This window comes from Microbacterium sp. ARD32 (assembly GCF_031844385.1).
Taxonomy (GTDB): domain Bacteria; phylum Actinomycetota; class Actinomycetes; order Actinomycetales; family Microbacteriaceae; genus Microbacterium.
In genome coordinates, this window is sequence record NZ_JAUZVD010000001.1 from 799482 (window position 1) to 823349 (window position 23868).

Annotated in this window: 21 protein-coding genes; 19 read left to right on the plus strand and 2 right to left on the minus strand. The window is 70.5% G+C overall.

What is annotated here, in order from left to right:
- Positions 1-3: 3 nt before the first annotated feature.
- The 6 genes from Q9R19_RS03730 to Q9R19_RS03755 all read left to right on the plus strand — a co-directional run bounded on the left by Q9R19_RS03730 (position 4) and on the right by Q9R19_RS03755 (position 5927).
- On the plus strand, positions 4-1287 hold the full coding sequence (locus Q9R19_RS03730) for a CDP-glycerol glycerophosphotransferase family protein (protein ID WP_311254996.1): 1284 nt from the start codon (positions 4-6) through the stop codon (positions 1285-1287).
- Positions 1277-2059, plus strand: a complete 783-nt coding sequence (locus Q9R19_RS03735) for a biotin--[acetyl-CoA-carboxylase] ligase (protein ID WP_311254997.1) — start codon at positions 1277-1279, stop codon at positions 2057-2059. The genes Q9R19_RS03730 and Q9R19_RS03735 overlap by 11 nt, the downstream gene beginning before the upstream one ends.
- Before the next feature lie 86 nt (positions 2060-2145).
- Positions 2146-2691, plus strand: coding sequence for a PH domain-containing protein (locus Q9R19_RS03740; protein ID WP_396653443.1), 546 nt, complete (start codon positions 2146-2148; stop codon positions 2689-2691).
- A gap of 74 nt (positions 2692-2765) precedes the next feature.
- Positions 2766-3890 (plus strand): 5-(carboxyamino)imidazole ribonucleotide synthase, encoded by a 1125-nt coding sequence (locus Q9R19_RS03745; RefSeq protein WP_311254998.1) that lies wholly within the window; start codon positions 2766-2768, stop codon positions 3888-3890.
- Positions 3891-4008: 118 nt separating this feature from the next.
- The gene (gene purE, locus Q9R19_RS03750; RefSeq protein ID WP_311255864.1) at positions 4009-4476 is read left to right on the plus strand and encodes a 5-(carboxyamino)imidazole ribonucleotide mutase; all 468 of its coding nucleotides are present in this window, start codon (positions 4009-4011) and stop codon (positions 4474-4476) included.
- Positions 4473-5927, plus strand: coding sequence for an LCP family protein (locus Q9R19_RS03755; RefSeq protein ID WP_311254999.1), 1455 nt, complete (start codon positions 4473-4475; stop codon positions 5925-5927). Before purE ends, Q9R19_RS03755 begins: the two co-directional genes overlap by 4 nt.
- A gap of 148 nt (positions 5928-6075) precedes the next feature.
- Here Q9R19_RS03755 and Q9R19_RS03760 read toward each other — a convergent pair whose 3' ends face one another.
- Positions 6076-6633 carry a hypothetical protein gene (locus tag Q9R19_RS03760; protein ID WP_311255000.1) on the minus strand — a complete coding sequence of 186 codons (558 nt, stop codon included), beginning with the start codon at positions 6631-6633 and terminating at the stop codon, positions 6076-6078.
- 144 nt (positions 6634-6777) lie between these two features.
- Positions 6778-8553 carry a DUF4012 domain-containing protein gene (locus Q9R19_RS03765; protein WP_311255001.1) on the minus strand — a complete coding sequence of 592 codons (1776 nt, stop codon included), beginning with the start codon at positions 8551-8553 and terminating at the stop codon, positions 6778-6780.
- Between the two features lie 112 nt (positions 8554-8665).
- Between Q9R19_RS03765 and Q9R19_RS03770 the strand changes: the two genes are divergently transcribed.
- The 13 genes from Q9R19_RS03770 to Q9R19_RS03830 all read left to right on the plus strand — a co-directional run bounded on the left by Q9R19_RS03770 (position 8666) and on the right by Q9R19_RS03830 (position 23847).
- Positions 8666-9739 (plus strand): glycosyltransferase, encoded by a 1074-nt coding sequence (locus Q9R19_RS03770; protein WP_311255002.1) that lies wholly within the window; start codon positions 8666-8668, stop codon positions 9737-9739.
- Between the two features lie 143 nt (positions 9740-9882).
- On the plus strand, positions 9883-11859 hold the full coding sequence (locus Q9R19_RS03775; protein ID WP_311255003.1) for a cell wall-binding repeat-containing protein: 1977 nt from the start codon (positions 9883-9885) through the stop codon (positions 11857-11859).
- Between the two features lie 102 nt (positions 11860-11961).
- Entirely contained in the window at positions 11962-12894 is a 933-nt protein-coding gene (locus Q9R19_RS03780; RefSeq protein ID WP_311255004.1) for an ABC transporter permease, read from the plus strand.
- Positions 12891-13625 carry an ABC transporter ATP-binding protein gene (locus Q9R19_RS03785; protein WP_311255005.1) on the plus strand — a complete coding sequence of 245 codons (735 nt, stop codon included), beginning with the start codon at positions 12891-12893 and terminating at the stop codon, positions 13623-13625. The genes Q9R19_RS03780 and Q9R19_RS03785 overlap by 4 nt, the downstream gene beginning before the upstream one ends.
- Positions 13622-15514, plus strand: a complete 1893-nt coding sequence (locus tag Q9R19_RS03790; protein WP_311255006.1) for a DUF6541 family protein — start codon at positions 13622-13624, stop codon at positions 15512-15514. The genes Q9R19_RS03785 and Q9R19_RS03790 overlap by 4 nt, the downstream gene beginning before the upstream one ends.
- 31 nt (positions 15515-15545) lie before the next feature.
- Positions 15546-16274, plus strand: coding sequence for a glycosyltransferase family 2 protein (locus Q9R19_RS03795; RefSeq protein WP_311255007.1), 729 nt, complete (start codon positions 15546-15548; stop codon positions 16272-16274).
- Complete coding sequence (locus Q9R19_RS03800) at positions 16271-16690, plus strand: DUF2304 domain-containing protein (protein WP_311255008.1); 420 nt, start codon at positions 16271-16273, stop codon at positions 16688-16690. Before Q9R19_RS03795 ends, Q9R19_RS03800 begins: the two co-directional genes overlap by 4 nt.
- The gene (locus Q9R19_RS03805; RefSeq protein WP_311255009.1) at positions 16687-17919 is read left to right on the plus strand and encodes a glycosyltransferase family 4 protein; all 1233 of its coding nucleotides are present in this window, start codon (positions 16687-16689) and stop codon (positions 17917-17919) included. The genes Q9R19_RS03800 and Q9R19_RS03805 overlap by 4 nt, the downstream gene beginning before the upstream one ends.
- Positions 17916-18527, plus strand: a complete 612-nt coding sequence (locus Q9R19_RS03810; RefSeq protein ID WP_311255010.1) for a DapH/DapD/GlmU-related protein — start codon at positions 17916-17918, stop codon at positions 18525-18527. The genes Q9R19_RS03805 and Q9R19_RS03810 overlap by 4 nt, the downstream gene beginning before the upstream one ends.
- Entirely contained in the window at positions 18524-19621 is a 1098-nt protein-coding gene (locus Q9R19_RS03815) for a DegT/DnrJ/EryC1/StrS family aminotransferase (protein WP_311255011.1), read from the plus strand. Before Q9R19_RS03810 ends, Q9R19_RS03815 begins: the two co-directional genes overlap by 4 nt.
- The gene (locus tag Q9R19_RS03820; RefSeq protein ID WP_311255012.1) at positions 19621-20622 is read left to right on the plus strand and encodes a Gfo/Idh/MocA family oxidoreductase; all 1002 of its coding nucleotides are present in this window, start codon (positions 19621-19623) and stop codon (positions 20620-20622) included. Before Q9R19_RS03815 ends, Q9R19_RS03820 begins: the two co-directional genes overlap by 1 nt.
- A gap of 29 nt (positions 20623-20651) precedes the next feature.
- Positions 20652-22643, plus strand: a complete 1992-nt coding sequence (locus Q9R19_RS03825) for a cell wall-binding repeat-containing protein (RefSeq protein WP_311255013.1) — start codon at positions 20652-20654, stop codon at positions 22641-22643.
- Complete coding sequence (locus Q9R19_RS03830) at positions 22630-23847, plus strand: hypothetical protein (protein WP_311255014.1); 1218 nt, start codon at positions 22630-22632, stop codon at positions 23845-23847. The genes Q9R19_RS03825 and Q9R19_RS03830 overlap by 14 nt, the downstream gene beginning before the upstream one ends.
- Positions 23848-23868: the final 21 nt, after the last annotated feature.

Here is a 23868-nt window from a genome sequence, read left to right on the forward strand (position 1 = left end):
GGGATGGGTGTCGTTTCGGACGGGAAGAAGGCGTATCGGCTGCTGCGGAAGGCGCTCAGCTCCCGCGCGTCCGTGCAGCGCGTCCGCCGCACGCTCCGGGCGCGCGGGCCGCATGAACGGGGACGCTACCGCATCGCGGTGTACTTCGCCGACGGCGCCGTGAACATGTACCAGATGCGGCAGTGGTACCGCCCGCTGCAGGAGCTGTCCAGCCGCTGGCCGGTGATCGTGCTCGCCCGCAACGCGACCGGGGCCGAGCAGCTCATCGACGAGGACGGGCTGCCGGTGGCGTTCGTGCCCACCGTGCGCAATCTGGAGAAGTTCCTGGCCAAGCAAGACATCCGCATCGTGCTGTACGTGAACCAGAACACCCGGAACTTCCAGATGTTCCGCTACGGGCGGCGCTGGCACGTGTTCATCAACCACGGCGAGTCCGACAAGATGTACATGACCACCAACCAGTACAAGGCCTACGACTACGCGCTGGTCGCAGGCCAGGCCGCCCGCGATCGCCTCAGCCGCACGCTGTGGGACTACGACATCGACCGGCGCACCATCGACATCGGCCGTCCCCAGGCCGATCACTACTCGGGCACCCTGCCCTACACGCCCGATGAGCGCACGGTCGTGCTGTACGCCCCCACCTGGGAGGGCGACCGTCCCTCGGCGCACTACGGCTCGATCGCCACGCACGGCGAGACGCTCATGCGCGCTCTGCTCGCCAGCCCGGCTCACCGCGTGATCTACCGTCCGCATCCCCGCAGCGGGGTCGTGAGCGACGAGTACGGCGCGGCGCACCGCCGCATCCTCACCGCGATCGCCGAGGCGAACGCGGCCGACCCGAGCGCGCACCACGTGCATGACGACGGAGCGGACCTCGGCTGGCAGCTGGCGGCCGCCGACGTCGCCGTCGTCGACATCTCGGCGATGGTCTACGACCGGCTGGCGGCGGGGAAGCCGCTGCTGATCACGCGTCCGGCCGACGAGCGGGCATCGATCGACACCTCCGGATACCTCTCGGCCTGCGAATGGCTGACCGTCGACGGCGCGCGCGACATCGTCGCCGAGGTCGAGCGCGTCAGCGCAGACGCGGATGCCGTGACGCGACTGCACACCTGGGTGCAGCACTACTTCGGCGACACGGCGCCCGGCGCCGCGACGGCGAAGTTCCACGCCGCGATCGAGCAGCTGATGGCGAAGTGGGACGAGTGGCACGCCCGCGACGCGGTCGATCCCCAGCCCGACGATGATGACGTGAGCGACGACGACGGCGACGATGACGACTGAGATGCGGTGGAACGCGGCATCCGCCATCGCCTCCCGTCTGCTGGTGCTCGACGAGTGCGGGTCGACCAACGCCGAGCTGCGCGGGAGGGTCTCGGATGCCGAGGCCTGGCCGCACCTGTCTGTGCTGCTCACCGACACGCAGACCTCCGGCCGCGGGCGGCTGGATCGCACCTGGACCGCCCCGGCCGGTACGGCGCTCGCCGTCTCGGTGCTGCTGCGCGAGCTGCCCGACGACGCCGGCACGCGGGGCTGGATCCCGCTGGCGGCGGGAGTGGCGATGACCGACGCGGTCGCCGCCCGGCTGCCCGGCCACGAGGTGGGCCTGAAGTGGCCCAACGACGTGCTGGTGGACGGCCGGAAGATCTGCGGCATCCTCGCCGAGGTCGCCGGCGGCGCGATCATCGTCGGCACCGGTGTCAACACAGCGATGCGCGAGGAGCAGCTGCCGGTGCCGACGGCGACCTCGTTCGCAGCGCTCGGCGTCGACGTCGAGATCGACGGGTTGCTCGCCGACTACCTCTCGGGCCTGGCGGAGATCGTCACCGCGCTGACGCGGACGGCGGATGCCCGGGCTGGGGGGCTGCACGCCGCAGCGACCGCGCGGTGCCTGACGCTCGGGCAGGACGTGACCGTGTCTCTGCCCGGCGGCGACACCCTGACAGGCCGGGCGGCCCGCCTGGCGGCCGACGGCCGCCTCGTCGTCGACGACGGTCGCGATGCGCATGCCGTCGCCTCGGGCGACGTCGTGCACGTGCGCCCCGGCGGCGCGTGAAACACCTGAGTCCGTCGAAGGGCTGAGCCGTGGGACACACCTGGGCGCCTGAGCCTGTCGAACCGGCGCCCGGGCACAATGGACGTGTGACCCAGCCCGTGACGCTCGGCGGACGGCCGATGATGCCGCCGCCCGGCGCGCCCGTCGAGGAGCTGCTGGTCGCGCGGTTCCGCAGCCACGCGCGACGCCTGTTCTGGTCGGCACTCGTCCTGATCGGCGTGTGCGGAGCGACGGCGTATCTGTACGGGAACCTGCTGGATCCGCTCGAGAACTGGATGCTGGTGGCGGCCGCTGCCGCCGTGGTGCTGCTGCTGGTGGTCGTCCCGTACGTCATGTGGGCGTCGCGCACCTACACGATCACCACGCGCCGCGTGATCGTGCGCGAGGGGCTGCGGACGCGCAGCCGGCGCGAGCTGTCGCACACCCGCGGGTACTCGATCGCCGTGCGCCGCGGGCTGATCCAGCGGATGTGGGGAGCCGGGACGATCACGCTCAGCAACGGCGTCGACGCACCGCTGCGGCTGGTGAACGTGCCCAGCGTCAACCTGGTGCACGAGGCGCTGGCCGACCAGATCGAGGTGAATCAGATCCTGGCGCACCGCGACGCGCAGTCCGGCGTCGTGGCCGACTGAGCACCGGCTTCGACGCGATCGCCGCGCAGCGGTTGCGCATGCGGGACAATGGTCCTCGACGAAAGGGGCGGCGGATGACCGTGCGCGTGGGTGTGATCGGCGGAGGCCAGCTGGCGAGGATGATGATCGCCCCGGCGGTGGAGCTGGGCATCGAACTGCGAGTGCTCGCCGAGGATCAGGGGATGTCGGCGCAGCTGGCGGCCACTGCGGTCGGCGACTATCGCGATCTGGAGACGGTGCGGGAGTTCGTGCGCGACGTCGACGTCGTCACCTTCGACCACGAGCACGTTCCCCAGGAGGTGCTGCGGGCTCTCGTCGCGGAGGGCGTGCAGGTTCATCCCGGGCCCGATGCCCTGCAGTTCGCGCAGGACAAGCTCGTCATGCGCGCGCGCCTGGCCGAGCTCGGCGTGCCGCAGCCCGACTGGGCGGCGGTGCACGACGCCGACGAGCTGCAGCGCTTCATCGACGACCACGGCGGCGGTGCGGTGGTCAAGACGCCGCGCGGAGGGTACGACGGCAAGGGCGTCCGCGTGGTGCGCGCCGGGGACGAGGCGTCAGACTGGTTCGCCGCGCTCGCCGAGGGCGACGCGCTGCTCGTCGAGGAGCTCGTCGCGTTCACCCGCGAGCTGGCGCAGCAGGTCGCCCGCCGACCGAGCGGCGAGATCGTCGCGTACCCGGTCGTGGAGACCGTGCAGCGCGACGGCGTCTGCGCCGAGGTCATCGCGCCCGCGCCGGGGGCCGGAGCGCGACTGACCGAGCTGACCGAGCGGATCGGCCGCACCATCGCTGAGGGCGTGGGCGTGACCGGGATGCTGGCCGTCGAGCTGTTCGAGACCGACGACGAGCGCGTGCTCGTGAACGAGCTGGCGATGCGCCCGCACAACAGCGGCCACTGGAGCCAGGACGGCTCGGTGACCGGGCAGTTCGAGCAGCATCTGCGTGCTGTCGCCGACCTGCCGCTGGGGCGCACCGAGCAGCGCGCGCAATGGAGCGTGATGATCAACATCCTCGGGGGACCCGCCGAGGGTGCGCTGGAGGACCGGTTCGCGCGGGCGATGACCGCACATCCCGAGGCGAAGATCCACACCTACGGCAAGGCACCGCGCCCCGGTCGCAAGGTCGGTCACGTGAACGTCGCCGGATCCGACCTGGATGATGTCGTCTACGCCGCCCGCGCCGCCGCAGCGCACTTCAGCTGAGCAGCACCCGCGCGGGCACGGGCGCGTGCCGCTGCGCGGTTCTCACAGACGCGCCCCGTAGCCTGTCAGGGTGACTGAGCTGCTGCATTCCTCCAGTGCGCCCCTGGTCGGCGTCGTGATGGGTTCCGACTCCGACTGGCGTGTGATGAGCGACGCATCGCAGGCGCTCACCGACTTCGGCATCCCGCACGAGGTCGAGGTCGTCTCGGCGCACCGCACACCCGACAAGCTGATGAGCTACGGGCGCGAGGCGCGCGGCCGCGGCGTCCGGGTGATCATCGCGGGAGCCGGGGGAGCAGCGCACCTGCCAGGGATGCTCGCCTCCGTCACCGCTCTTCCGGTGATCGGTGTGCCCGTGCCGCTCGCCTACCTCGACGGCATGGACTCACTGCTGTCGATCGTGCAGATGCCCGCGGGCATCCCGGTCGCGACGGTCTCGATCGGCGGGGCCCGCAACGCCGGCATCCTCGCCGCGCGGATTCTGGCGGCCTCGGATGCTGCGCTGGCGGACCGCATCGAGGCGTACGCCCGCGACCTCGAAGGTCAGGTGGAGCAGAAGAATCAGCGGCTGAAGGACTCGCTGTGACCCTGGCGGCTCCGCGGGCTCCCGAACGGAGCGCGCGTCCGCTGATCGAGTCGAAGCCGATCCGGCATCCCGACCCGCAGGACGCGCACGGCATGGGACGTCGCGCGTGGTGGCTGGTCGTGCTGAACGTGCTCGTGCCGGGCTCCGCGCAGGTGCTGGCAGGCAACCGGCGACTGGGCCGCTTCGGGCTCGGCGCGACGCTGCTCAGCTGGGCGCTGGTGGTGCTCGCGGCGGGTCTGGCGCTGTTCGCCCGTCCCGCCCTGATCTGGCTCGGCACGGGACCGCTGTCGTGGTTCGTGCTGACCGCGATCCAGGTGTTGCTGCTCGGGTACGCCGTGCTGTGGGTCGTGCTCACCGTCGACACGCTGCGGCTGCTTCGTCTGGTGAGGCTGCCCGTACTCACCCGCTGGATCGCGCCGGTCGCCGCCCTGCTCGCGCTGGTGCTGGTCGCGTCGGGTGCGGTGACCGCGTCGAATGCCGTGGCGTCCAGTCGCGGCGCGCTCGATGCGATCTTCAAGAGCAGTGGGCCGAGTCTGCCGCCCAGCGACGGCTACTACAACATCCTGCTGCTCGGCGCCGACAGCGGCGACGGCCGTGACTCCATGCGGTTCGACAGCATCTCGGTGGTGTCGGTCAACGCGACCACCGGTGCGACGACGATCACCGGCATCCCGCGCGAACTGCCGCACCCGCCGTTCTCCGAGGACAGTCCGATGCACGGGCTGTACCCCGACGGCTTCCAGTCGCACGGAGATCAGACCTGCGGCTGGAACGCGTGGATGAACCAGATCCGCAACGCGGCCGAGGTGTGCCGCGAGGATCGCGGCAAGGGCCTCTATCCGGATGCCGCGGCGCACGGCTCCGCACCGGGCATCGAGGCCACGAAGGATGCTGCCGAGGCGGTGCTCGGCATCCAGATCCCGTACTACGTGTTCGTGGACATGAACGGCTTCGCAGACTTGGTCGACGCGCTCGGCGGCGTGGAGATCACCGTCAGCGAGCGGCTGCCCAAGGGGGGACCCGCTCCGGGGCAGGGTGCCGAGGATGTGAACGACTGGGCGATCGGATGGATCGAGCCCGGCGAGCAGCGCATGAACGGCGACACGGCGCAGTGGTACGCCCGCTCGAGATACACCACCAGCGACTACGACCGCATGAAGCGTCAGCGTCAGCTGCAGCAGGCGATCCTGGACCAGTTCACGCCCGAGAACGTGCTGACGCATTTCAGCGAGATCATGAACGCGAGCACGGAGCTGGCGAGCACCGATCTGCCCAGGGACAAGCTGTCGGAGTTCTTCGACCTGATGATGAAGGCCAAGCAGCAGCCGGCCGCCCAGCTGGAGCTGACACCCGAGAACGGCATCGAGGAGAAGAACCCGGACTACGACCTGATCCGCTCGATGGTGAAGGACGCTCTGCATCCGCCGACGAAGACGCCGACGGCGGAGTAGACCAGAGCGGGACGACGGCGGCACGGCGTGCGCGCGCACCGCAGTCCGAGTGCACCGGTCAGGAGGCGGGGCACCCGGGCTGCGGGCGGACCGGCGGCGGCTGACGAGGGGGGAGGTCAAGCCGTCGCCGGTGGCGCGGAAGGCGGGATCAGCCCCGTCGTGCGCGGCGCACCATGCTGATGCCGACCAGCACGCTTCCGAGCGCGAGGGCCGCCGCACCGCCGCCGACCATCCACGGCGACACATCCGCGCCGGTGATGGCGAGCGTGTCGGCGTCGCCGGACGCGACCCGTGCCGCGGTGACGTTCGGGTCGTGGTCGCAGTTCGCGACCGCGTCATGCCCGTCCGACACGGTGATCGTCGCGACGTACGGGCGCGAGCCGCCGAACGACAGCTCGTACGCGCCCTGTCCGTGTGCGGGCGGCCGGAATGACGCGACCATGCTGCCGTCGGAGCGTGCCGTGTTGTCGGTGATCGTCGCGTCCGCGGCCGCGGTGCCGGCGATCGAGACCGGCACGTGCTCGCCGGCCTGGAAGAATCCCGCGCCGAAGATGACCGACGACACCTCGCAGACGCCGATGCTCGGATCGGCGACAGCGGCGTTCGGCCCGTCGGCGTAGGTCGCCGCGGATGCGGCAGATGGACCGGCCAGCACGAGTGCGGCCACAGCGATGCCGAGTGCGATCGGCGCCTTCTTGTTCAGCATGATTCTCCCCAGTGGAATTCACGCGGAATCACATCCCAAGGCTCCCCAGCCCTCGAATGCTCGGGCCCCTCCTGCCCCCACGGCAGAATGAACGGACCCGGTAATCCCCAGTTACGAGAAATCTACCTCATCGTGCTCGGATTGTCACGACCCGCAGACGAGTTTCCCGGATGCGACGTCCGGGCCGAACGCCATCGGGGTGTGTACGACGGCGGTGGAGCGCACGCCCGCGCCCGCTCCGATGTAGTCGACGGTGATGGTCGTGGACTCGCCCGGCGCGAGCAGGACGTCGTGCTGCACGGCGATCCGCCCGTCCAGACCGGCCGTCTGCACGGGCTCCTGCGCGCCGTCGCGCTCGATTCTGGCGGGCGTGGCGCCCTCGGGTCCGTAGACGGCGATCAGCGACCGGATGCTGCCGGCGGGCACGCCGTAGTGGCCCCCGGCGGTCACGTACTCGGGCAGCGTCGAGGCGGCATCCGCCGGTGCCGTGCTGCGCCAGGTGACGGTGACCCGGGTGGTGGCGTCGCCGTGGCACACGCCCGTGGCGACGACGATGTCGGCGCGGGCGTAGAAGTCCATCTTGCCGCCGGTGGTGTCGTTGATGAGCACTCCGACGACGGGCTGCTCGGCGGTGTCGCGCGGCAGCGCGCCCCCGAGCGAGGATGCCGCGAGGATCCGCTGCTCGTCGGCGTGGGCGCTCCAGAGCCGGATGCGGTTCTGGTCCGCGGCATCCGTCATCGCCGCGAGCAGCGCGCGCGGGTCGTCCGTCCGCATCGCGGCCGAGAACAGCTTCGCCGCGGTCTCGGCGAACACCGCGTCCTGCGCCCGCGGATCGGGGAGGTCGCGATACACGTCGGAGAGCAGGACCGTCAGCGCGTTGTCCGCGTCGAGCCGCAGCGGGCCGACCTGCTGCGGCCCGGTGACCCGCAGCAGACGCTGCGCGACGACCGTGTCGACCGCGATGACGCCGTCGACATCGCCGCCGAACGCGCCCCGCCAGCGTTCGGCGAGCAGGGGAGCGCCCTCGGTGAAGTCGGGGATGCTGGCGATGTTCTGCACGTAGCGGCCCGGGCCGTCGCCGAACAGGGCGTTCGTGGCCGCGCTCACAGGCAGCGGCTCGACGAGCGGGGGGAAGTCCACCGTGGAGGCATTGCCGACGATGCTGATCCTGCCCTCGTCGGCGCGGACCACGGCGAGTGCGCCGATGATGCCGCCGGCGGACTTCAGCTCTGCGTTGTTCAGCATCGCGACGATGTAGGTGCGCGGACCGTCGCCACCCAGCATCGGCGGGATCAGTGTCGCCGAGTCGTGCAGCGTCGCCATCACGGAGTCCGCCTCGCCGATGGCATCCCGCAGCTCGGAGACGGCGTCCGCCAACGGCGGGAGCAGCCCGTCGACGCGGATGCGCCCGGCGTCGGCCACAGCGCGGGAGAAGGCTGCGGAGGCGGAGCTCAGCGGCTTCTGCGCCTTCTCGAAGGGCGCGAGGTCGACCGCGCCGTCGCGCAGGCCGAAGCCGGTCAGGTCGATGCCGTCGGACGCCTCCAGGAGCGGCTGCACGCCGTCGGCGGCGATGCTGTCGGCGATGCGGGATACCTCCCGCACGGCGGTGAAGTCGGCGCCGATCCAGGGGAGGATCTCGAAGGCCCGCCAGACGGGGTCGGAGGTGAGCGCGTGAGCCGAAGACGCCTCGCGCTCGAGATCGTGCGCCCGGTCCGCGGCGCGGGTGAGGTCCCCCGACGCGACGTCCGAGCGCAGCTGCGCCGCGGCCGTCCTCACGGTCTGCAGGCTCGACACGGCGCTCAGGCCGCGCACCACCACCCAGCCGATCGCCAGCAGCAGCACGAGGGCGATCGCGGCGATCGACCACCGGATCCACCGTCGGGGCGACGCAGGCGGGAGCGGTGCGGTGCTGTCGGTCACCGGAGCATTCAAGCACGATTCCGTCGCCGGCGGTCCCGGTCGCCCCGGCGGCGCTCCGGGGATGCGGCCCCGCCTCGGCGGCATAGCCCGATCGCGCGCTTAGGCTTTCCTCATGAGTGTGCAGCTGCGGGTGGTGCTGGATCAGGCATCCCAGATCGTGGATGCGGATCAGGCGGATGCCGCCCTGTCGCTGACAGCCGGACTGGTCGCGACGGCGCCCCGGGGGTGCGTGGTGTCGGCTCTGGTTCCGCGCGGCGCGGAGCCGAAGGTGCCCGGGCTGCACGACGTGCGTGCGCTGCCTTTGGCGCGTGCGGAGCTGGCCGCCGCCTGGCAGCTGGGCGTCGCGCCCGGGGTCGGTGGCGGGCTGATCCATGCTCCGGGACTGATGGCGCCGCTGGTGCGCCACGACCGCAGCAACGACAACGACCAGACGACGATCACGCTGTGGGATCTGTCCGCGTGGGAGCGGCCCGAGGCGCTGCCCAAGGCGCAGGTGGTGTGGCAGCGCGGAATGCTCAAGCGCGCGGTCAGGTACGCGGATGCCGTGGTCGTGCCCTCGCACGAGATGGCGCAGCGCCTGGGCGAGATCGCCCGCCTGCGCGATCGCGTCCGGGTGATCGCGGGTGCGGCACCGGACGGCTTCCGGGTGCCCGACGACGCGGCGGCACGGCGCCGGGAGCTGCAGCTCCCGCAGCGCTACGTCGTGCTCACAGGCGACGCCGACTCGCTGGCGACCGGGTTCCGCGCCGCAGCACGCGCCGACCTGGATGCGGTGGTGCTGGATGCCGCCGAGGGGGCCGAGCCCGCGCTCGCCGAGGTCGCGGCGGCGGCCGGGCTGCCCGAGCGTCGAGCGCACATCCGCGGAGCGCTGGATGTCGCCGAGCGCGGCGCCGTGCTCGGCGGCGCGGCGGCGTTCGTGGCGACGTCGACGGCGTCGGTGTGGCCGTGGCGGGCGATCGAGGCGATGACGCTGGCGGTGCCGGTCGTCGCGGTCGATTCCGGCGTGCATCGGGACGTGATCGCCGACGGCGGTGCGGTCGTCGACTCTGATGAGGTGACGGATGCCGTGGTTGACGCGCTCGCTGCGGGGGAGCGCCGGATGCGGGTGCTGGCGTCCGACAGAGCGCGCGCGTTCTCGTGGGCGAGCGCCGCCGAGCGGTTGTGGGCGCTGCACGCCGAACTCTGATCCTGCGCTGTGAACCTGGCGACACGCCGCGCCGGATGAGCGAATATCCTGCCGCGCTGGCATCATCCGGCAACTTCAGTCACACTGGTCACATGCATTCCCGCGGTATCCCCAACGCGCGCGCGTTCCGCTCGACTCGGCTGATGGCCACTCTGATCGCTGTTCTAGCGCTGGTCCTGGGCACCGCTGTGCCCTCTTTTGCCTCCAGTGCGGTGCCGGCCGTCGCAGGCGGTCCGGTCAAGACCTCGCTGGAAGGATTCTCGGCCGGCGACATCATCAGTGATGCGGTGTTCACCGACAAGAGCACGATGACCGAGGCTCAGATCCAGAAGTTCTTCGACTCCAAGGTCAAGAGCTGCCGCGGTGGAAGCGACAAGTACGGCCCGATCGTCTGCCTCAAGGACTACCGCACCGATTCGGCGAACCGCCCGGCCGACGCTTACTGCAAGGGCTACACCGGCGCCAAGAACGAGTCCGCGGCCCGCATCATCCACCGGGTGTCGCTCTCGTGCGGCATCAACCCGCAGGTGCTGATCGTCATGCTCCAGAAGGAGCAGAGCCTCATCACGCACACCTGGCCCAGCGCATGGCGCTACGACAAGGCGCTCGGGCAGGGCTGCCCGGACGACGCCGGGTGCAACCCCAAGTACGTCGGCTTCTTCCAGCAGATCTATGGCGCGGCGCGGCAGATGCAGTTGTACATGGAGGGGAAGTACTTCACCTGGTACGCCCCGGGCAAGACGTGGAACATCCAGTACCACCCCAACAAGTCCTGCGGCACGGCGCCGGTGCACGTCGCCAACAAGGCGACCTCCGCGCTCTACTACTACACGCCGTACCAGCCCAACGCCGCCGCGATCAAGGCCGGCTACGGCACGGGCGACTCGTGCTCCAGCTACGGCAACCGCAACTTCTACAACTACTTCACCTCCTGGTTCGGAGGAACGCAGAAGGCGACGTTCAAGATGGGGGCGGTGAAGGTCACCGGGAAGGCGCAGGTCGGACAGACGCTGCGCGCTTCGGCTGCTGTCTCGCCGCAGCCCGCCACGCTGGGCTATCAGTGGTTCCGTGACGACAAGGCGGTCAGTGGTGCGACGAGCGCCGCCTACCCGCTGACGAATGCCGATCGGGGCATGACGGTGAAGGTGAGTGTCACTGCGAAGTCCACTGGATACAGCACTGCAGTCGCGACGTCGGCGAAGGCGACGGTCGCGCAGGTGACCATCGACCGCATCTCCGGCGAGAACCGCATCGCGACGGCTGTGGGCGTATCGCGCGAAGCGTGGCCATCCGGTACTCGCACGGTCATGCTCGCGACCAGCAAGGACTTCCCCGATGCTCTCAGCGCCTCGGCCGCTGCGGGCAGGGCAGGCGGATCATTGCTGCTCACCTTCCCCGACTCCCTCGCGCCCGCGACCGCGGCCGAGATGAAGCGCCTCGGTGCGACACACGTGGTTCTCATCGGCGGTGAAGGCGTGCTGTCGAAGAAGGTGGTCGCGCAGGTGCGAGCGGCGCTGCCGAAGGCGAAGCTGCAACGCGTCTCAGGGATCGACCGATACGCGACGTCGCGTGCTGCAGCGGAGCTGAACGGGACTTCTTCGAGGCTGCTCATCGCAACGGGCCGCGACTTCCCTGATGCGATCAGCGCGGCCGCAGCCGCGAACAGCATCGGAGCCCCGGTGCTTCTCGTCAACGGCGGGTCGGCCCGACTGGACGCCGAGACGATCGCCACAGTGAAGAAGGTCGGCGCGAAGAGCATCAGCATCGTCGGCGGAACCGGTGTGGTTCCTTCGAGCATGGTGAAGCAGCTCAACTCGCTCGGACTGAAGACGGTCCGGCTGTCTGGGGGCAACCGGTATGAGACGAACGCGGCTGTGGTGAAGAGCTTCTTCCCCGGCACCGCGCTGAAGGTGCTTCTCGCTTCCGGACAGGATTATCCAGACGCCCTGACCGGCTCCGTGTTGGCAGGTCGTTGGAAAGTTCCGCTCATGCTCGCCATGCAGTCGTGTGTGCCTCCCGAGGCCGCTGACTACATGAAGAACGCCGGAGTCGAGACGACAGTTCTCATCGGAGGGCCGGGCGCGCTCGACGACGAGGTGGCGCGACTGCGGCGCTGCTGACCGGCGCCATCCCCTCGTCGGTACCCGAGGCGCAACCGGCAGTCAGCGGAGAATCGGCAGCCGGGCGGTAACATGATCTGCGACCCCTCGGCTGGAGCACCCGTGACACCCAACGATCATTTCGCTCTCGTGCCGCGCACCGAATTCGATGTCCCCGGCAAGAGCCATGGGCTGATCGACGTGGTGCGCTGGCGGTATCTGCTGCGCCTGCTGGTGCGCACCGGCGTGACCACCCGGTACCGCAACTCGGTGCTGGGATGGCTGTGGTCGTACGTGCGGCCCGCCGCGCAGTTCCTTGTGTTCTGGGTGGTGCTCGGCATCTTCATGGATCTCGATCGCGTGCCGAACTACGCGGTCTATCTGTTCTCGGGGATCGTCATCATCAACCTGTTCTCGGAGGGGTTCAAGAACGCGACCACCTCGATCGTCGGGAACGCGGCGCTGGTGCGCAAGGTGTTCCTGCCCCGCCAGCTCTTCGCCGTCTCCGCGGTGCTGGTCTCGTTCGTGCACTTCCTGCCGCAGGTGGGACTGCTGCTGTTCGTCTGCCTGCTGATGGGCTGGGCAGTGCACGTCACCGTCCTCGGGGTGCTCGGCGCCCTCGCGGGCATGGCGATCGTCATGATCTTCTCGCTGGGACTCGGGCTGTTCTTCGGGGCCATGAACGTGCGATTCCGGGATGCCGAGAACATCGTCGAGCTGCTCCTGCTGCTCGCCACCTGGGCGTCGCCGGTGCTGTACGCCTGGACGATGGTGCACGACGCTGTGGTCGGCAAGCTCGGCTGGCCGAAGTGGGTCGTCGAGGTCTACCTGCTGAACCCGATCACGCAGGGCGTTGAGCTGTTCCACTACGCGTTCTGGCGTCCCGCCAGCCAGGCGGTGGTGGACGCCGCGGACTACGCGGGCGACCCGCTCACGCCCGTTCCGCCGGAGCTGCTGATGAACACCTTGTGGACCTCGGTCATCGCCGTCATCACGCTGCTCGTCGGCCAGCTCGTGTTCCGCCGCCTTGAAGGAAAGTTCGCTCAGGACCTATGACGCAGCCAGTGAAGCGCCCCAGCATCGTCATCGACGGCGTCCGCAAGACGTTCACCCTCAACCACGCCTTCTCGCTGAAGGACACGGTCGTGTCGTGGATCCGGCGGCGCAAGCTGTCGTCGACCTTCGAGGCGCTCAAGGGCGTCGATCTGGTGGTCAACGAGGGCGAGTCCGTCGCCATCCTCGGCATGAACGGATCCGGCAAGTCGACGCTGCTCAAGCTGATCTCGGGAGTCATGGAACCGGATGCCGGCGAGGTGCTCACCCGCGGTCGCGTCGCCGGACTCATCGAGGTGGGCGCCGGCTTCCACCCGGAGCTGTCGGGTCGTGAGAACGTGTTCCTCAACGCCGCGATCCTCGGCATGAAGAAGCACGAGATCCAGGCGCGCTACGACGAGATCGTCGCCTTCAGCGAGATCGAGGAGTTCATCGACCAGGAGGTCAAGCACTACTCATCGGGCATGTTCCTGCGCCTCGCATTCGCCGTGGCGATCCACGTCGAGCTCGACGTGCTGCTCATGGACGAGATCCTCTCCGTGGGCGACGTGCCCTTCCGTGAGAAGTGCCGGCAGAAGTTCGATGAGCTGATCGCGCGGGGCAAGACGCTCATCGTGGTCAGCCACGACATGGAGATGGTGCGCGAGCTGTGCACCCGCGGTGTGGTGATCAGCAAGGGCGAGGTCGTCTACGACGGCGACGTCGAGGGAGCGATCGCGCTGGTGGACCGATGAGCGGCTGGGTCACCCACGCGCCTGCCTTCCTGGCGACGCTGGCGCTGCTGATCCTGCCCGGCCTACCCACGGCGCTCCTCACGCGCACACGGGGCGTCCTCCGCCTCGGCATCGCGATCGTCCTGTCCGTGGCCATCATCGCGGCCGCCAGCATCGCCGCTCCCCTCGTGGGCATGGCGTGGTCGCCTCTCCCGGTCATCGCAGTGGCCGTCGTGGTCACGGCGATCGCGGCGGTGATCCGCTGGGCGGGCCGACGCGGCGCGCCCGCGCGGCAGCCGGCGGCGCCGAAGGCGATCTGGGCGACCCTCGCTGCGGGCTTCCTCGGCTGGACGGTGATCCTCGTCCTCGCGATCGTCGACCCAGCGCACCCCTCGCAGCTCTACGACGGCATCTTCCACATCAACGCCGTGGAGTTCATCGCGCAGACCGGCAGCGCCTCGCCTTTCGACATGACGATGGCCTACCCGGGGCGTGCGAGCATCTTCTATCCGACCGGGTGGCACGCACTGGTCAGCCTGGTCCTTCCGCTGACGGGATCGGCCGTCGTGGCGACGAACGTCGTCACCGTCGCCCTCATCGCCCTGGCCTGGCCGGTTGTGCTCTCCGCACTGACCCTCGTGATCCTCCCGACGCACCGAGCCGCAGCGGTGTGGGCGCCGTTGGTCGCCTTCGGGTTCAGCGTGTTCCCGCTGGGCTTCCTGAACTGGGGAGTGCTGTATCCCAATCTCATCGGCGACCTCATGCTGCCGATGCTCATCGCCCTCGTCGTGCTCGCCTGCCGGCGAGGAGAGAGTGCCGCGGATCGCATCCTCCTGATCCTCCTCGCCATCGCCGCGGCGGGAGCGACGGCCCTCGGGCATCCCTCCGCGCTTCTGGCTGGCATCGTGCTGCTGATGCCCTTCGGTATCTGGCACGCCTGGCGCGGATGGCGGATCGCGAGCGCGCGGTCGCGCGTCGTGCTCGTCGTGGCCGTCGTGGTCGCCGCGGCGATGCTCGCGGCCACGTGGCACGCGGCCAACGTCACGACCGAGGAGTGGCTGCCCTCGTCGACGCTGGCGCAGGCGCTGGGAGAGGTCGCCTTCCTCAGCCCGGTGGGCCGCACAACAGGCCTTCTGATCGGACCGCTCGCCGCGCTGGGCATCTGGCGCCTCGTGCGGGACCGGCGCTGGTGGGTGCTTGGGATGTACGGCGTGAGCGTCCTGTTCTTCGTCATCGCCGCCTGGATGCCCGTTCTCCGGGTGCGCAGCGCCTTCGTCGGCATCTGGTACGACGACACCACCCGGGTCGCGGCGATCCTCGCGGTCTCGGCGCTCCCGATCGCCGCACTCGGCGCCTCGATCGTCGTCTCCTGGCTGGGCGAGCTGCGCCAGCGCCGGGGGAGCGCGTGGTTCGTCGCCGCGCTCCTCGTCCTCGCCATCGCCGCTGCGACGCACCTGCTGGCTCTCCGCGCGGATCTGCGCTTCGCGCGGGACGTCGCCTTCCGCTTCGACGAGGAGTCGCAGGGGCTGTCGCCGGACGAGGCGGCGCTGTTCGAGGAGGCCGCCGCGATCGTGCCCGATGACAGCCCCGTGGTGGGGGATCCGCTGACCGGTGCGGCGTTCTTCCTCGCGTACACCGGCCACGACGTCGTGTTCCCGCACGCCGGGGGCGCTTATGGGGACGATGCGAAGGTCCTCGCGCTCGGACTCGCCGACGGCGGCGCCGCGGTGTGCGCGGCCGCGGAGCGCATGGGAGTGGAGTACGCCTTCGACTTCGGCGATCGGGTCATGTTCGAGAACTTCGGCTATTCCTTCGCCGGCCTGCATGAGCTGGCGGGCAGCGACGCCGTCACCGAGGTCGCCCGGGTCGGCGACGCGGCGCTCTATCGGCTCACCGGCTGCCTCCGGTGACCCTCAGCGTCGATCGGTAGGATCGCAGTCGATGCGCCTGGTTGATCAGTCCGTCCTCGTCGTGATTCCGGCGTTGAACGAAGAAGCGACCGTCGCGGACGTCGTCCGTGATGTGCGCGCCGCGTACCCCTCGGCGCACTGCCTGGTGATGGATGACGGCTCCCACGACCGCACGGGCGATCGGGCGAGGAGCGCGGGAGCCGACGTGCTTCGCCTGCCCTTCAATCTCGGAGTCGGCGGCGCGATGCGCACCGGTTATCGGTTCGCCCGTGCCCACGGCTATGACGTGGTGGTGCAGGTGGATGCCGACGGGCAGCACGACCCGTCGATGATCCCCGCCCTCATCGACGGTCTGAACCACGCAGACCTGATCATCGGTGCACGATTCGCCGGTGCGGGCGACTACGGCGTGCGAGGCCCCCGCAAGTGGGCGATGAGATTGCTGTCCACGGTCATCAGCCGGGTCGCACGCACCGCGCTCACAGATGTCACCAGCGGCTTCAAGGCCGCCGGTCCGCGCGCCGTGGAGCTCTTCGCCGACGAGTTCCCCGCGGAGTATCTCGGCGACACGATCGAGGCACTGGTCATCGCCTCGCGAGCCGGGATGACGATCCGCCAGGTGCCCGTCGCGATGCGACGCCGGCAGGCGGGCGAGCCGTCACACCGTCCGGTCAAGGCCGCCGTCTATCTCGTCCGCGCCTGCGCGGCGTTCGGTCTGGCCATGCTGCGCCCGCGAGCGAGGACGGGGATCTCGGGATGAGCATGATGAGCACCATGACCTACATCTTCGGCATCGTCGCGGCCGTGCTCGCGCTGGTTGCGATCATCGAGCTCATGCGGCGCGGTACGCTGCGCGAGCGCCACGCGCTGTGGTGGTTCATCGGCGGTGTGCTGGCGCTGGTCATCGCGGTCTTCCCGCAGACCCTCGGGTGGGCGGCCCGCCTGCTCGGCATCGCCGTACCCGTCAACCTCGTCTTCTTCGTGGCGATCGCGCTGCTGTTCCTGGTGAGCCTGCAGTACGGCGCGGAGCTCACCCGCGTCGAGGAGAAGCTTCGGGTTCTCGCGGAGGAGTCGGCGTTCCACGAACGGCGCCTGCGATCACTCGAGGCGTCGTCGGGTCCGGAGCCCGTCGCCGAGGAGGAGCGCGATGTCGAGGAGGGGGGATCAGCGCCGTGACGTCCGGCCGCCGCTTCGTCATCGCCTCGCGCCTGTTCCCACCTGAGGTCAGCGCGGGCGCCTTCCGGCTGGGTGCGCTCGCGCGTGCTCTGCGACACGGCGGCGCGGACGTGCGTGTGCTCACCACTCGGCCGCCGGCGCATGCTCCTGCGATCTCCGATCCCGACGGCGTCGAGGTGCGACGCTGGCCGGTGCTGCGTGACGCGGGAGGCAACGTGCGGGGGTACGTGCAGTACATGAGCTTCGACATCCCGCTCGCTCTCCGGATTCTCATCGGCCGCTTCGACGTGGCGGTGGCGGAGTCGCCGCCGACCACCGGACTCGTCGTCGCCGCGGCGTCGGCGCTGCGACGACGTCCGTTCGCCTACTACGCCGCGGACGTCTGGACGGACGGCGTCATCTCCATGGGCGCACCCCGACCCGTGGTGGCGGTGATGCGCTGGATGGAGCGGGCGGTTCTCCGTCGTGCGCGGACGATCATCTCCGTCTCGGACGAGGTCACCGAGCGGCTGATCCTGCTCGGTGCGCCGCCCGAGGCGATCGTCACGGTCGGCAACGGCATCGACACCGACGTCTTCAGCCCGCAGGTCGTGCCGGCCTCCGAGGAGAAGTACTTCGTCTACACCGGCACGATGTCCGAGTGGCAGCAGCCGGACGTGTTCATCCGAGCCTTCGCGCGGATTGCCGCAGACGACCCCTCGGTACGGCTGAGGTTCTTCGGTCAGGGAGCGGTCGAGCGCGAGCTGAAGCGACTCGCGAGCGAACTCGTCCCGGGGCGGGTCGAGTTCGGCGGCGTGGTCAGCCCCGCTCAGTCGGCCACCTGGATCCGCGGGGCGATCGCGTCGCTCGTCAGCATCGTCCCCGGCATCGGCTACGACTTCGCCAAGCCGACCAAGACCTACGCCGCCGCCGCGACCGGCACCCCTGTGCTGTTCGCGGGCCCGCGAGCCGGCGCGGAGCTGGTCGCCGGCGCCGGACTCGGCTACGCGGCGGAGTTCTCCGTGGAGGCCGTCGCGAACGCCATGCGACGGCTCATCGCGGATGCCGCAGACGGCACGACCGAGGCGCAGCGGAGCCGCCGAGCCGAATGGGCCGCGCAGCACGTCTCGCTACGGGCTGTCGCGCAGCGCGTCGCCGAGGCGGTCTCGCAGGCTTCGCAGACGCCCGCGGGTAGAATCGCATCCGGTTCCCGTGCCGTTCCCGGCGACGGAGAAAGGCCCTCATCGTGACTTCTTCCTCCTCGGTGCGCATCGTCGACACCGCTGATGTCTCGCCTGAGGCAGTCATCGGCGACGGCTCCTCGATCTGGCACCTCGCGCAGGTGCGCGAGGGCGTCAGGATGGGCCGGAACTGCATCGTCGGCCGCGGCGCCTACATCGGCACGGGAGTGCAGCTGGGTGACAACTGCAAGGTGCAGAACTACGCCCTCGTCTACGAGCCCGCCAAGCTGGCCGACGGCGTGTTCATCGGCCCTGCGGTGGTGCTGACCAACGACACCTACCCGCGCGCCATCAACGCCGACGGCACGCTCAAGAGCGCCCACGACTGGGAGCCGGTGGGCGTCACCATCGAGACCGGAGCATCCATCGGCGCACGCGCGACCTGCGTGGCTCCCGTGACGATCGGCGCGTGGGCGACGGTCGCCGCAGGCGCCGTGGTGGTCAAGGACGTGCCCGCCCACGCCCTCGTCGCCGGAGTCCCCGCCCGCCGGATCGGCTGGGTGGGGGAGTCCGGGGTGCCGCTCGCACCCGGCGACGACGAGTCGACCTGGATCTGCCCCACGACGGGCGACCGCTACTTCGAATCCAATGGAACCCTGACCAAGGAGGCCGCGTGAGCGAGTTCATTCCCCCGGCGAAGCCGATCATCGGCGACGAGGAGCGCGAGGCCGTCGATCGCGTGCTCCGCAGCGGCATGGTCGCGCAGGGACCCGAGGTGGCGGCTTTCGAGACGGAGTTCGCCGAGCACTTCGTGCCCGGTCGCCCCGCAGTCGCGGTCAACTCGGGAACCGCCGGACTGCACCTGGGCCTGCTGGCCGCGGGCGTCGGCCCGGGCGATGAGGTCATCGTCCCCTCGTTCACGTTCGCCGCCACCGGCAACTCGGTCGCCCTCACCGGCGGGACACCGGTGTTCGTGGACATCGAGCCGGAGACGTTCACGCTCGACCCCGAGGCCGTGGCAGCAGCGATCACGCCGAAGACGAAGGGCATCCTGCCCGTGCACCTGTACGGGCACCCGGCACGCATGCGCGAGCTGGAGAAGCTCGCCGCCGAGCGCGGTGTGGCGCTCTACGAGGACGCCGCGCAGGCCCACGGCGCGTCACTGGACGGCCGGCCGGTCGGCTCTTTCGGCGACTTCGCGATGTTCAGCCTGTATCCCACGAAGAACATGACCAGCGGCGAGGGCGGCATGGTCACGACGGCCACCGCCGAGCTCGCCCGGCGGGTGAAGCTGCTGCGCAATCAGGGGATGGAGCGGCAGTACGAGAACGAGATCATCGGGTTCAACGCGCGCATGACCGACATCCACGCCGCGATCGGGCGTGTGCAGCTGACGAAGGTGGATGCCTGGACGAAGACGCGTCAGAGCAACGCCGCGTTCCTCGATGCCCATCTGCGCGGTGTCGTGGTGCCGCCGGTCGCCGTGGGCGCGGTGCACGTTTACCACCAGTACACGGTCCGGGTGCCGGAGGATCGCGACGGCTTCGTCGCGGCGCTGAAGACCGAGCACAACGTCGGCGCGGGCGTGTACTACCCGATCCCGAATCACCGTCTGCCGTCCCTGGCGCCCTACGCTCCCGGGCTGGACCTGCCCGAGACCGAGCGCGCGGCGCGCGAGGTCGTGTCGCTGCCGGTGCATCCCTCGCTCTCGCAGGACGACCTGGACCGCATCGTCTCCGCGGTGAACGCCGTGGCCGGGGCCGGCGCCTGATGGCCGAGGTGCTGCGGGCCGGACTCCTCGGGGTCGGCATGATGGGCCGGCACCATGCACGGGTGCTGCGCGAGCTGGACGGGGTCGAGCTGGTCGGGATCGCCGATCCGGGCGGTGACCCGCACGGCGTCGCAGGCGACCTGCGCATCCTTCCGGACATCGACGCGCTGATCGGCGAGGGGATCGATGTCGCCGTCGTCGCGGTGCCGACTCGGTTCCACGAGGAGGCGGCGCTCAAGCTCGCAGCCGCCGGCGTGCACACCCTGGTGGAGAAGCCGATCGCGCACTCGCTGGAGGCCGGACAGCGGATGGTGGATGCCTTCCGGGAGGCCGGCCTGGTCGGCGCGGTGGGGCACATCGAGCGGTTCAACCCCGCGCTGCAGGAGCTGCGCCGGCGCATCGAGGCCGGCGAGCTCGGCGCCGTGTACCAGGTCGCCACCCGCAGGCAGGGGCCGTTCCCCGCGCGCATCGCCGACGTGGGGGTTGCGAAGGATCTCGCCTCGCACGACGTCGACCTGACCGCCTGGGTCGTCCAGTCGGACTACGACCGGGTGTTCGCGCAGACGGCGTTCAAGTCGGGCCGCGAATACGAGGACATGATCACGATCACCGGGCGCACCAAGTCGGGCGTGATCGTGAACAACATCGTGAACTGGCTCTCGCCGATGAAGGAGCGCGTCACCGTCGTCACGGGGGAGAAGGGCGCGTTCGTCGCCGACACCTCCACCGGCGACCTCACCTTCTACGCCAACGGCACGATCCCGCTCGAGTGGGAATCGGTGTCCAGCTTCCGCGGCGTGTCCGAAGGCGATGTCACCCGCTACGCGTTCGCCAAGCGCGAGCCGCTGCGGGTCGAGCACGAGGCGTTCCGGGATGCCGTGCTCGGCCACGACACCGACGTGGTCACCATGGAGCAGGGCCAGCGCACCCTCGTCGTCATCGAGGCCGCCCTCGATTCGGCGCGCACCGGCTCCGTCCGATCCCTGGCCGAGCAGCCATGAGACTCCGGCGGGGGAGGACGCCTCTCGAGGTGCTGCTGAGCATCCTGCTGACCACGGGCGTCCTCACCGCCGCGCCGGCGACCGCCGCCACCGGGCTCGCGACGACCGCGGTCGCGACGGCGGTCCGGACGGGTGCGAGTGTGCCGGCGAAGGTCACGCGGCTGGCCGGCGCCGACCGCTACGAGACCGCCGTGGCCGTGTCGCGCAACTTCGCCCCGGAAGCCCCGGTCGCCTACGTCGCCACCGGGCAGGACTATCCCGATGCGCTCTCCGCGGCCGCTGCAGCGGCCGCAGCCGGGGCGCCCCTCCTCCTCACGCAGCGCACGCTGCTTCCCGCCGCCGTCCGCGCGGAGCTGCGCCGGCTGCGGCCCGCGCGGATCGTCGTCGTCGGCGGGACGGGCGTGATCTCGGCGGCCGTGGCCTCCGCGCTGTCCGCGATCGCGCCGACGAGCCGGCGCTCGGGAGCCGATCGCTACCTCACCTCCGCGGCGCTCGTCTCCTCGGCCTTCGGCGCGAAGGGCGCTGAGCACGTCTTCCTCGCCACCGGGCGGACCTTCCCCGACGCACTCGCCGCCTCGGGGGCGGCCGGCGCGGAGGCCGCTCCCGTGCTGCTCGTCGACGGCGCCTCTTCCGCCGTGCCCGCCGCGACGATGAAGCTGCTCTCGGCGCTGGGAACGCGACGCGTCTCGATCGCGGGCGGATACGGCGCCGTGAGCGCCGGCCAGCAGGCGCAGCTGCAGAAGGCGGGCCTGACGGTCGAGCGCTATGCCGGCTCGAGCCGCTACGGGACGGCCGCCGCGATCAACGAGGCCTTCTTCGCACCCGGAGACGCCTCTCAGATCTTCCTCGCCACGGGGGCGGACTTCCCCGACGCGCTCGCCGGGGCCGCGCTCGCGGGCGCGCTCGGAGCACCGATTCACGTCGTCCAGCAGAAGTGCGCACCTCCGGCTGTGCGCTCGGCCGCCCGCGCTTTCGGCGCGAAGCAGCGCATCGCCCTCGGGGGGACCGCCGTGGTCTCCGACCGTGCGGCGGCGCTGACCTCCTGCGCTCCCGGCGATGCGCGCGGCCTGCCCGCCGACTACGCCACCACCGGATGGACCCTGCCCGCCGACGCGCCGACGCCCTATGCGGATCGCTCGCCGATCGACGTCCGATCCGCTGCTCAGCGGGTGGATGCCACCGGTCTGCGGATCTACGAGCGTCCCGGCCTCGGTCGCGTGGACCATCCGGTCGTCTACGCGCAGTACGGCATCTCCGCTCTCGCCGAGTACCAGCGCACCGGGGAGAGGCTCTGGCTCGACCGCGCCGTGCGGCAGGGCGAGCGCCTCATCGAGATGCGCACGCTGCGCGGGGACGCCTGGTGGTTCTCGTACCGGTTCCCCTGGACCTACGACACCCGCACGTTGTCTGCTCCCTGGTGGTCGGCGATGTCGCAGGGGCAGGCGCTGTCGCTGTTCGTCCGTCTGGCGGAGGAGACCGGAGCGCAACGGTGGGACGTGGCGGCGGGGCACACCTGGCAGAGCTTCCTGCAGGCGCGCTCGAAGACCGATCCCTGGTCGAGCACGATCATCGGCGGCGAGCTGTATCTCGAGGAGTATGCGGGGAACCAACCCCCGCTCCAAGTGCTGAACGGGCAGATCTTCGCGCTGTTCGGTGTGCACGACTACTGGCGCCGCACGGGCGACCCGGCTGCGGCGCGCGTCTTCGACGGCGGGGCGACGACGGTATTGGCGATGATGCCCAGCATCCGCGTCCGCGGGGGAGTGTCATACTACTGCACGCAGCCGGGCTTCTGTCAGCGTCCCCGTTGGCAGGACACGAAGTACCACGGCATCCACTCCTGGCAGCTGGGCACCCTCGCGGGGCTCACCGGTGACGCCGAGTTCAGCCGCTGGGCGACGCTGCTGCGCGAGGACTGGAGTGCTCCGTCGACGCATTCGCTCCTGCGGAGCGCGCCGCCGGCCCCGGTTCCGCTCGACGCCGATCCGCTCGACCCGGAGGACGGGCATGTCGGGGGCTGATCCGTCGACGCTGGGATCCTCGGCGATCCGCGGAGTGCTGTGGAAGCTGCTCGGACTGCTCCCCGAGGCCGCGCAGCTCCGACTGCGGCCGTCGAAGTTCGGCTTCGCGCCCGCTGACGTCCCCGCCCCCGTGGAAGCCCCGGATGCCGGCATCCGCCTGTACCTCGGTCCGGCGAACTCCGCCGGGCAGGGATGGGCCTGGGCCCGCGCCGCCGAGCGGAACTCCGACGTCGGCGCGGTGAGCATGCAGTACCGCGCCGAACGCGACCTCGGCTACCCGAGCGACAACGACGTGCCCCGCGCGGTCGTGGCGCGCTCCCGCACCTGGGGGCGCCGGCAGTTCCAAGCGGTGGCCGGGCGGTTCACACACGTCATCGCGGAATCGCAGCTTCCGCTGTTTGGCCTCGCTTTCGACAACGACCCGGTGCGCGAGGCGCGGGCGCTGCAGGCGGCGGGTGTGCGGTTCGCCTCCCTCTGCCACGGCAGCGACATCCGCCTGCCCTCCCGCCACCGCGTGCACGAGCCGGACTCGCCCTTCCACGCGGATGACGCGCCTCTGACGCTGCGTCTCGAGGAGGGCGCGCAGCGGCGCGCACAGATCCTCGACGAGCTCGACGGCGTGGAGTTCGTCTCCACCCCGGACCTGCTGCGCGACCGTCCGCGGGCGCTGTGGCTGCCCGTCGTCGTCGATCCGCAGCGCTGGGCGGCGGCGCGGCCGCCCCTCGAACACGAGCGGCCCGTGGTCCTGCACGCCCCGAGCGATGTGGGCCTGAAGGGCACCGAGCTGGTGCGCGAGACGCTGGAGCGCATGCACGAGGCCGGCGAGATCACCCTCCGGATGCCCGAGCGCATGCCCGCCGACCGCGTGCCAGCCGAGGTCGCGGCCGCGGACATCGTGCTGGACCAGTTCTCGCTCGGGATCTACGGCGTCGCCGCCTGCGAGGCGATGGCAGCGGGGCGCGTCGTCGTCTCGCACGTCAGCGACTTCGTCCGGGGTCACGTACGCCGGGCGACGGGATCCGATCTCCCGATCGTCGAAGCCCCGGCGGCCGAGCTGGAGGCCGTGCTCCGGGAGATCATCGCCGACCGGGGGCGGTTCCGCATCCAGGCCGAGAACGGCGTCGACTTCGTCCGCCGCATCCACGACGGCCGGCGCTCGGCGGAGGTCCTCGCCGCATTCCTCACCGCGCCCGAGGGCTCATGAGTTCTCCAGCCGGTCCGCGTA

Coding starts and splice junctions, on each gene's coding strand:
- Q9R19_RS03730 (WP_311254996.1), top strand. CDS start 4: ATGGGTGTCGTTTCGGACGGGAAGAAGGCGTATCGGCTGCTGCGGAAG.
- Q9R19_RS03735 (WP_311254997.1), top strand. CDS start 1,277: ATGACGACTGAGATGCGGTGGAACGCGGCATCCGCCATCGCCTCCCGT.
- Q9R19_RS03745 (WP_311254998.1), top strand. CDS start 2,766: ATGACCGTGCGCGTGGGTGTGATCGGCGGAGGCCAGCTGGCGAGGATG.
- purE (WP_311255864.1), top strand. CDS start 4,009: ATGGGTTCCGACTCCGACTGGCGTGTGATGAGCGACGCATCGCAGGCG.
- Q9R19_RS03760 (WP_311255000.1), bottom strand. CDS start 6,633: ATGCTGAACAAGAAGGCGCCGATCGCACTCGGCATCGCTGTGGCCGCA.
- Q9R19_RS03770 (WP_311255002.1), top strand. CDS start 8,666: ATGAGTGTGCAGCTGCGGGTGGTGCTGGATCAGGCATCCCAGATCGTG.
- Q9R19_RS03775 (WP_311255003.1), top strand. CDS start 9,883: ATGGCCACTCTGATCGCTGTTCTAGCGCTGGTCCTGGGCACCGCTGTG.
- Q9R19_RS03785 (WP_311255005.1), top strand. CDS start 12,891: ATGACGCAGCCAGTGAAGCGCCCCAGCATCGTCATCGACGGCGTCCGC.
- Q9R19_RS03790 (WP_311255006.1), top strand. CDS start 13,622: ATGAGCGGCTGGGTCACCCACGCGCCTGCCTTCCTGGCGACGCTGGCG.
- Q9R19_RS03795 (WP_311255007.1), top strand. CDS start 15,546: ATGCGCCTGGTTGATCAGTCCGTCCTCGTCGTGATTCCGGCGTTGAAC.
- Q9R19_RS03800 (WP_311255008.1), top strand. CDS start 16,271: ATGAGCATGATGAGCACCATGACCTACATCTTCGGCATCGTCGCGGCC.
- Q9R19_RS03820 (WP_311255012.1), top strand. CDS start 19,621: ATGGCCGAGGTGCTGCGGGCCGGACTCCTCGGGGTCGGCATGATGGGC.
- Q9R19_RS03830 (WP_311255014.1), top strand. CDS start 22,630: ATGTCGGGGGCTGATCCGTCGACGCTGGGATCCTCGGCGATCCGCGGA.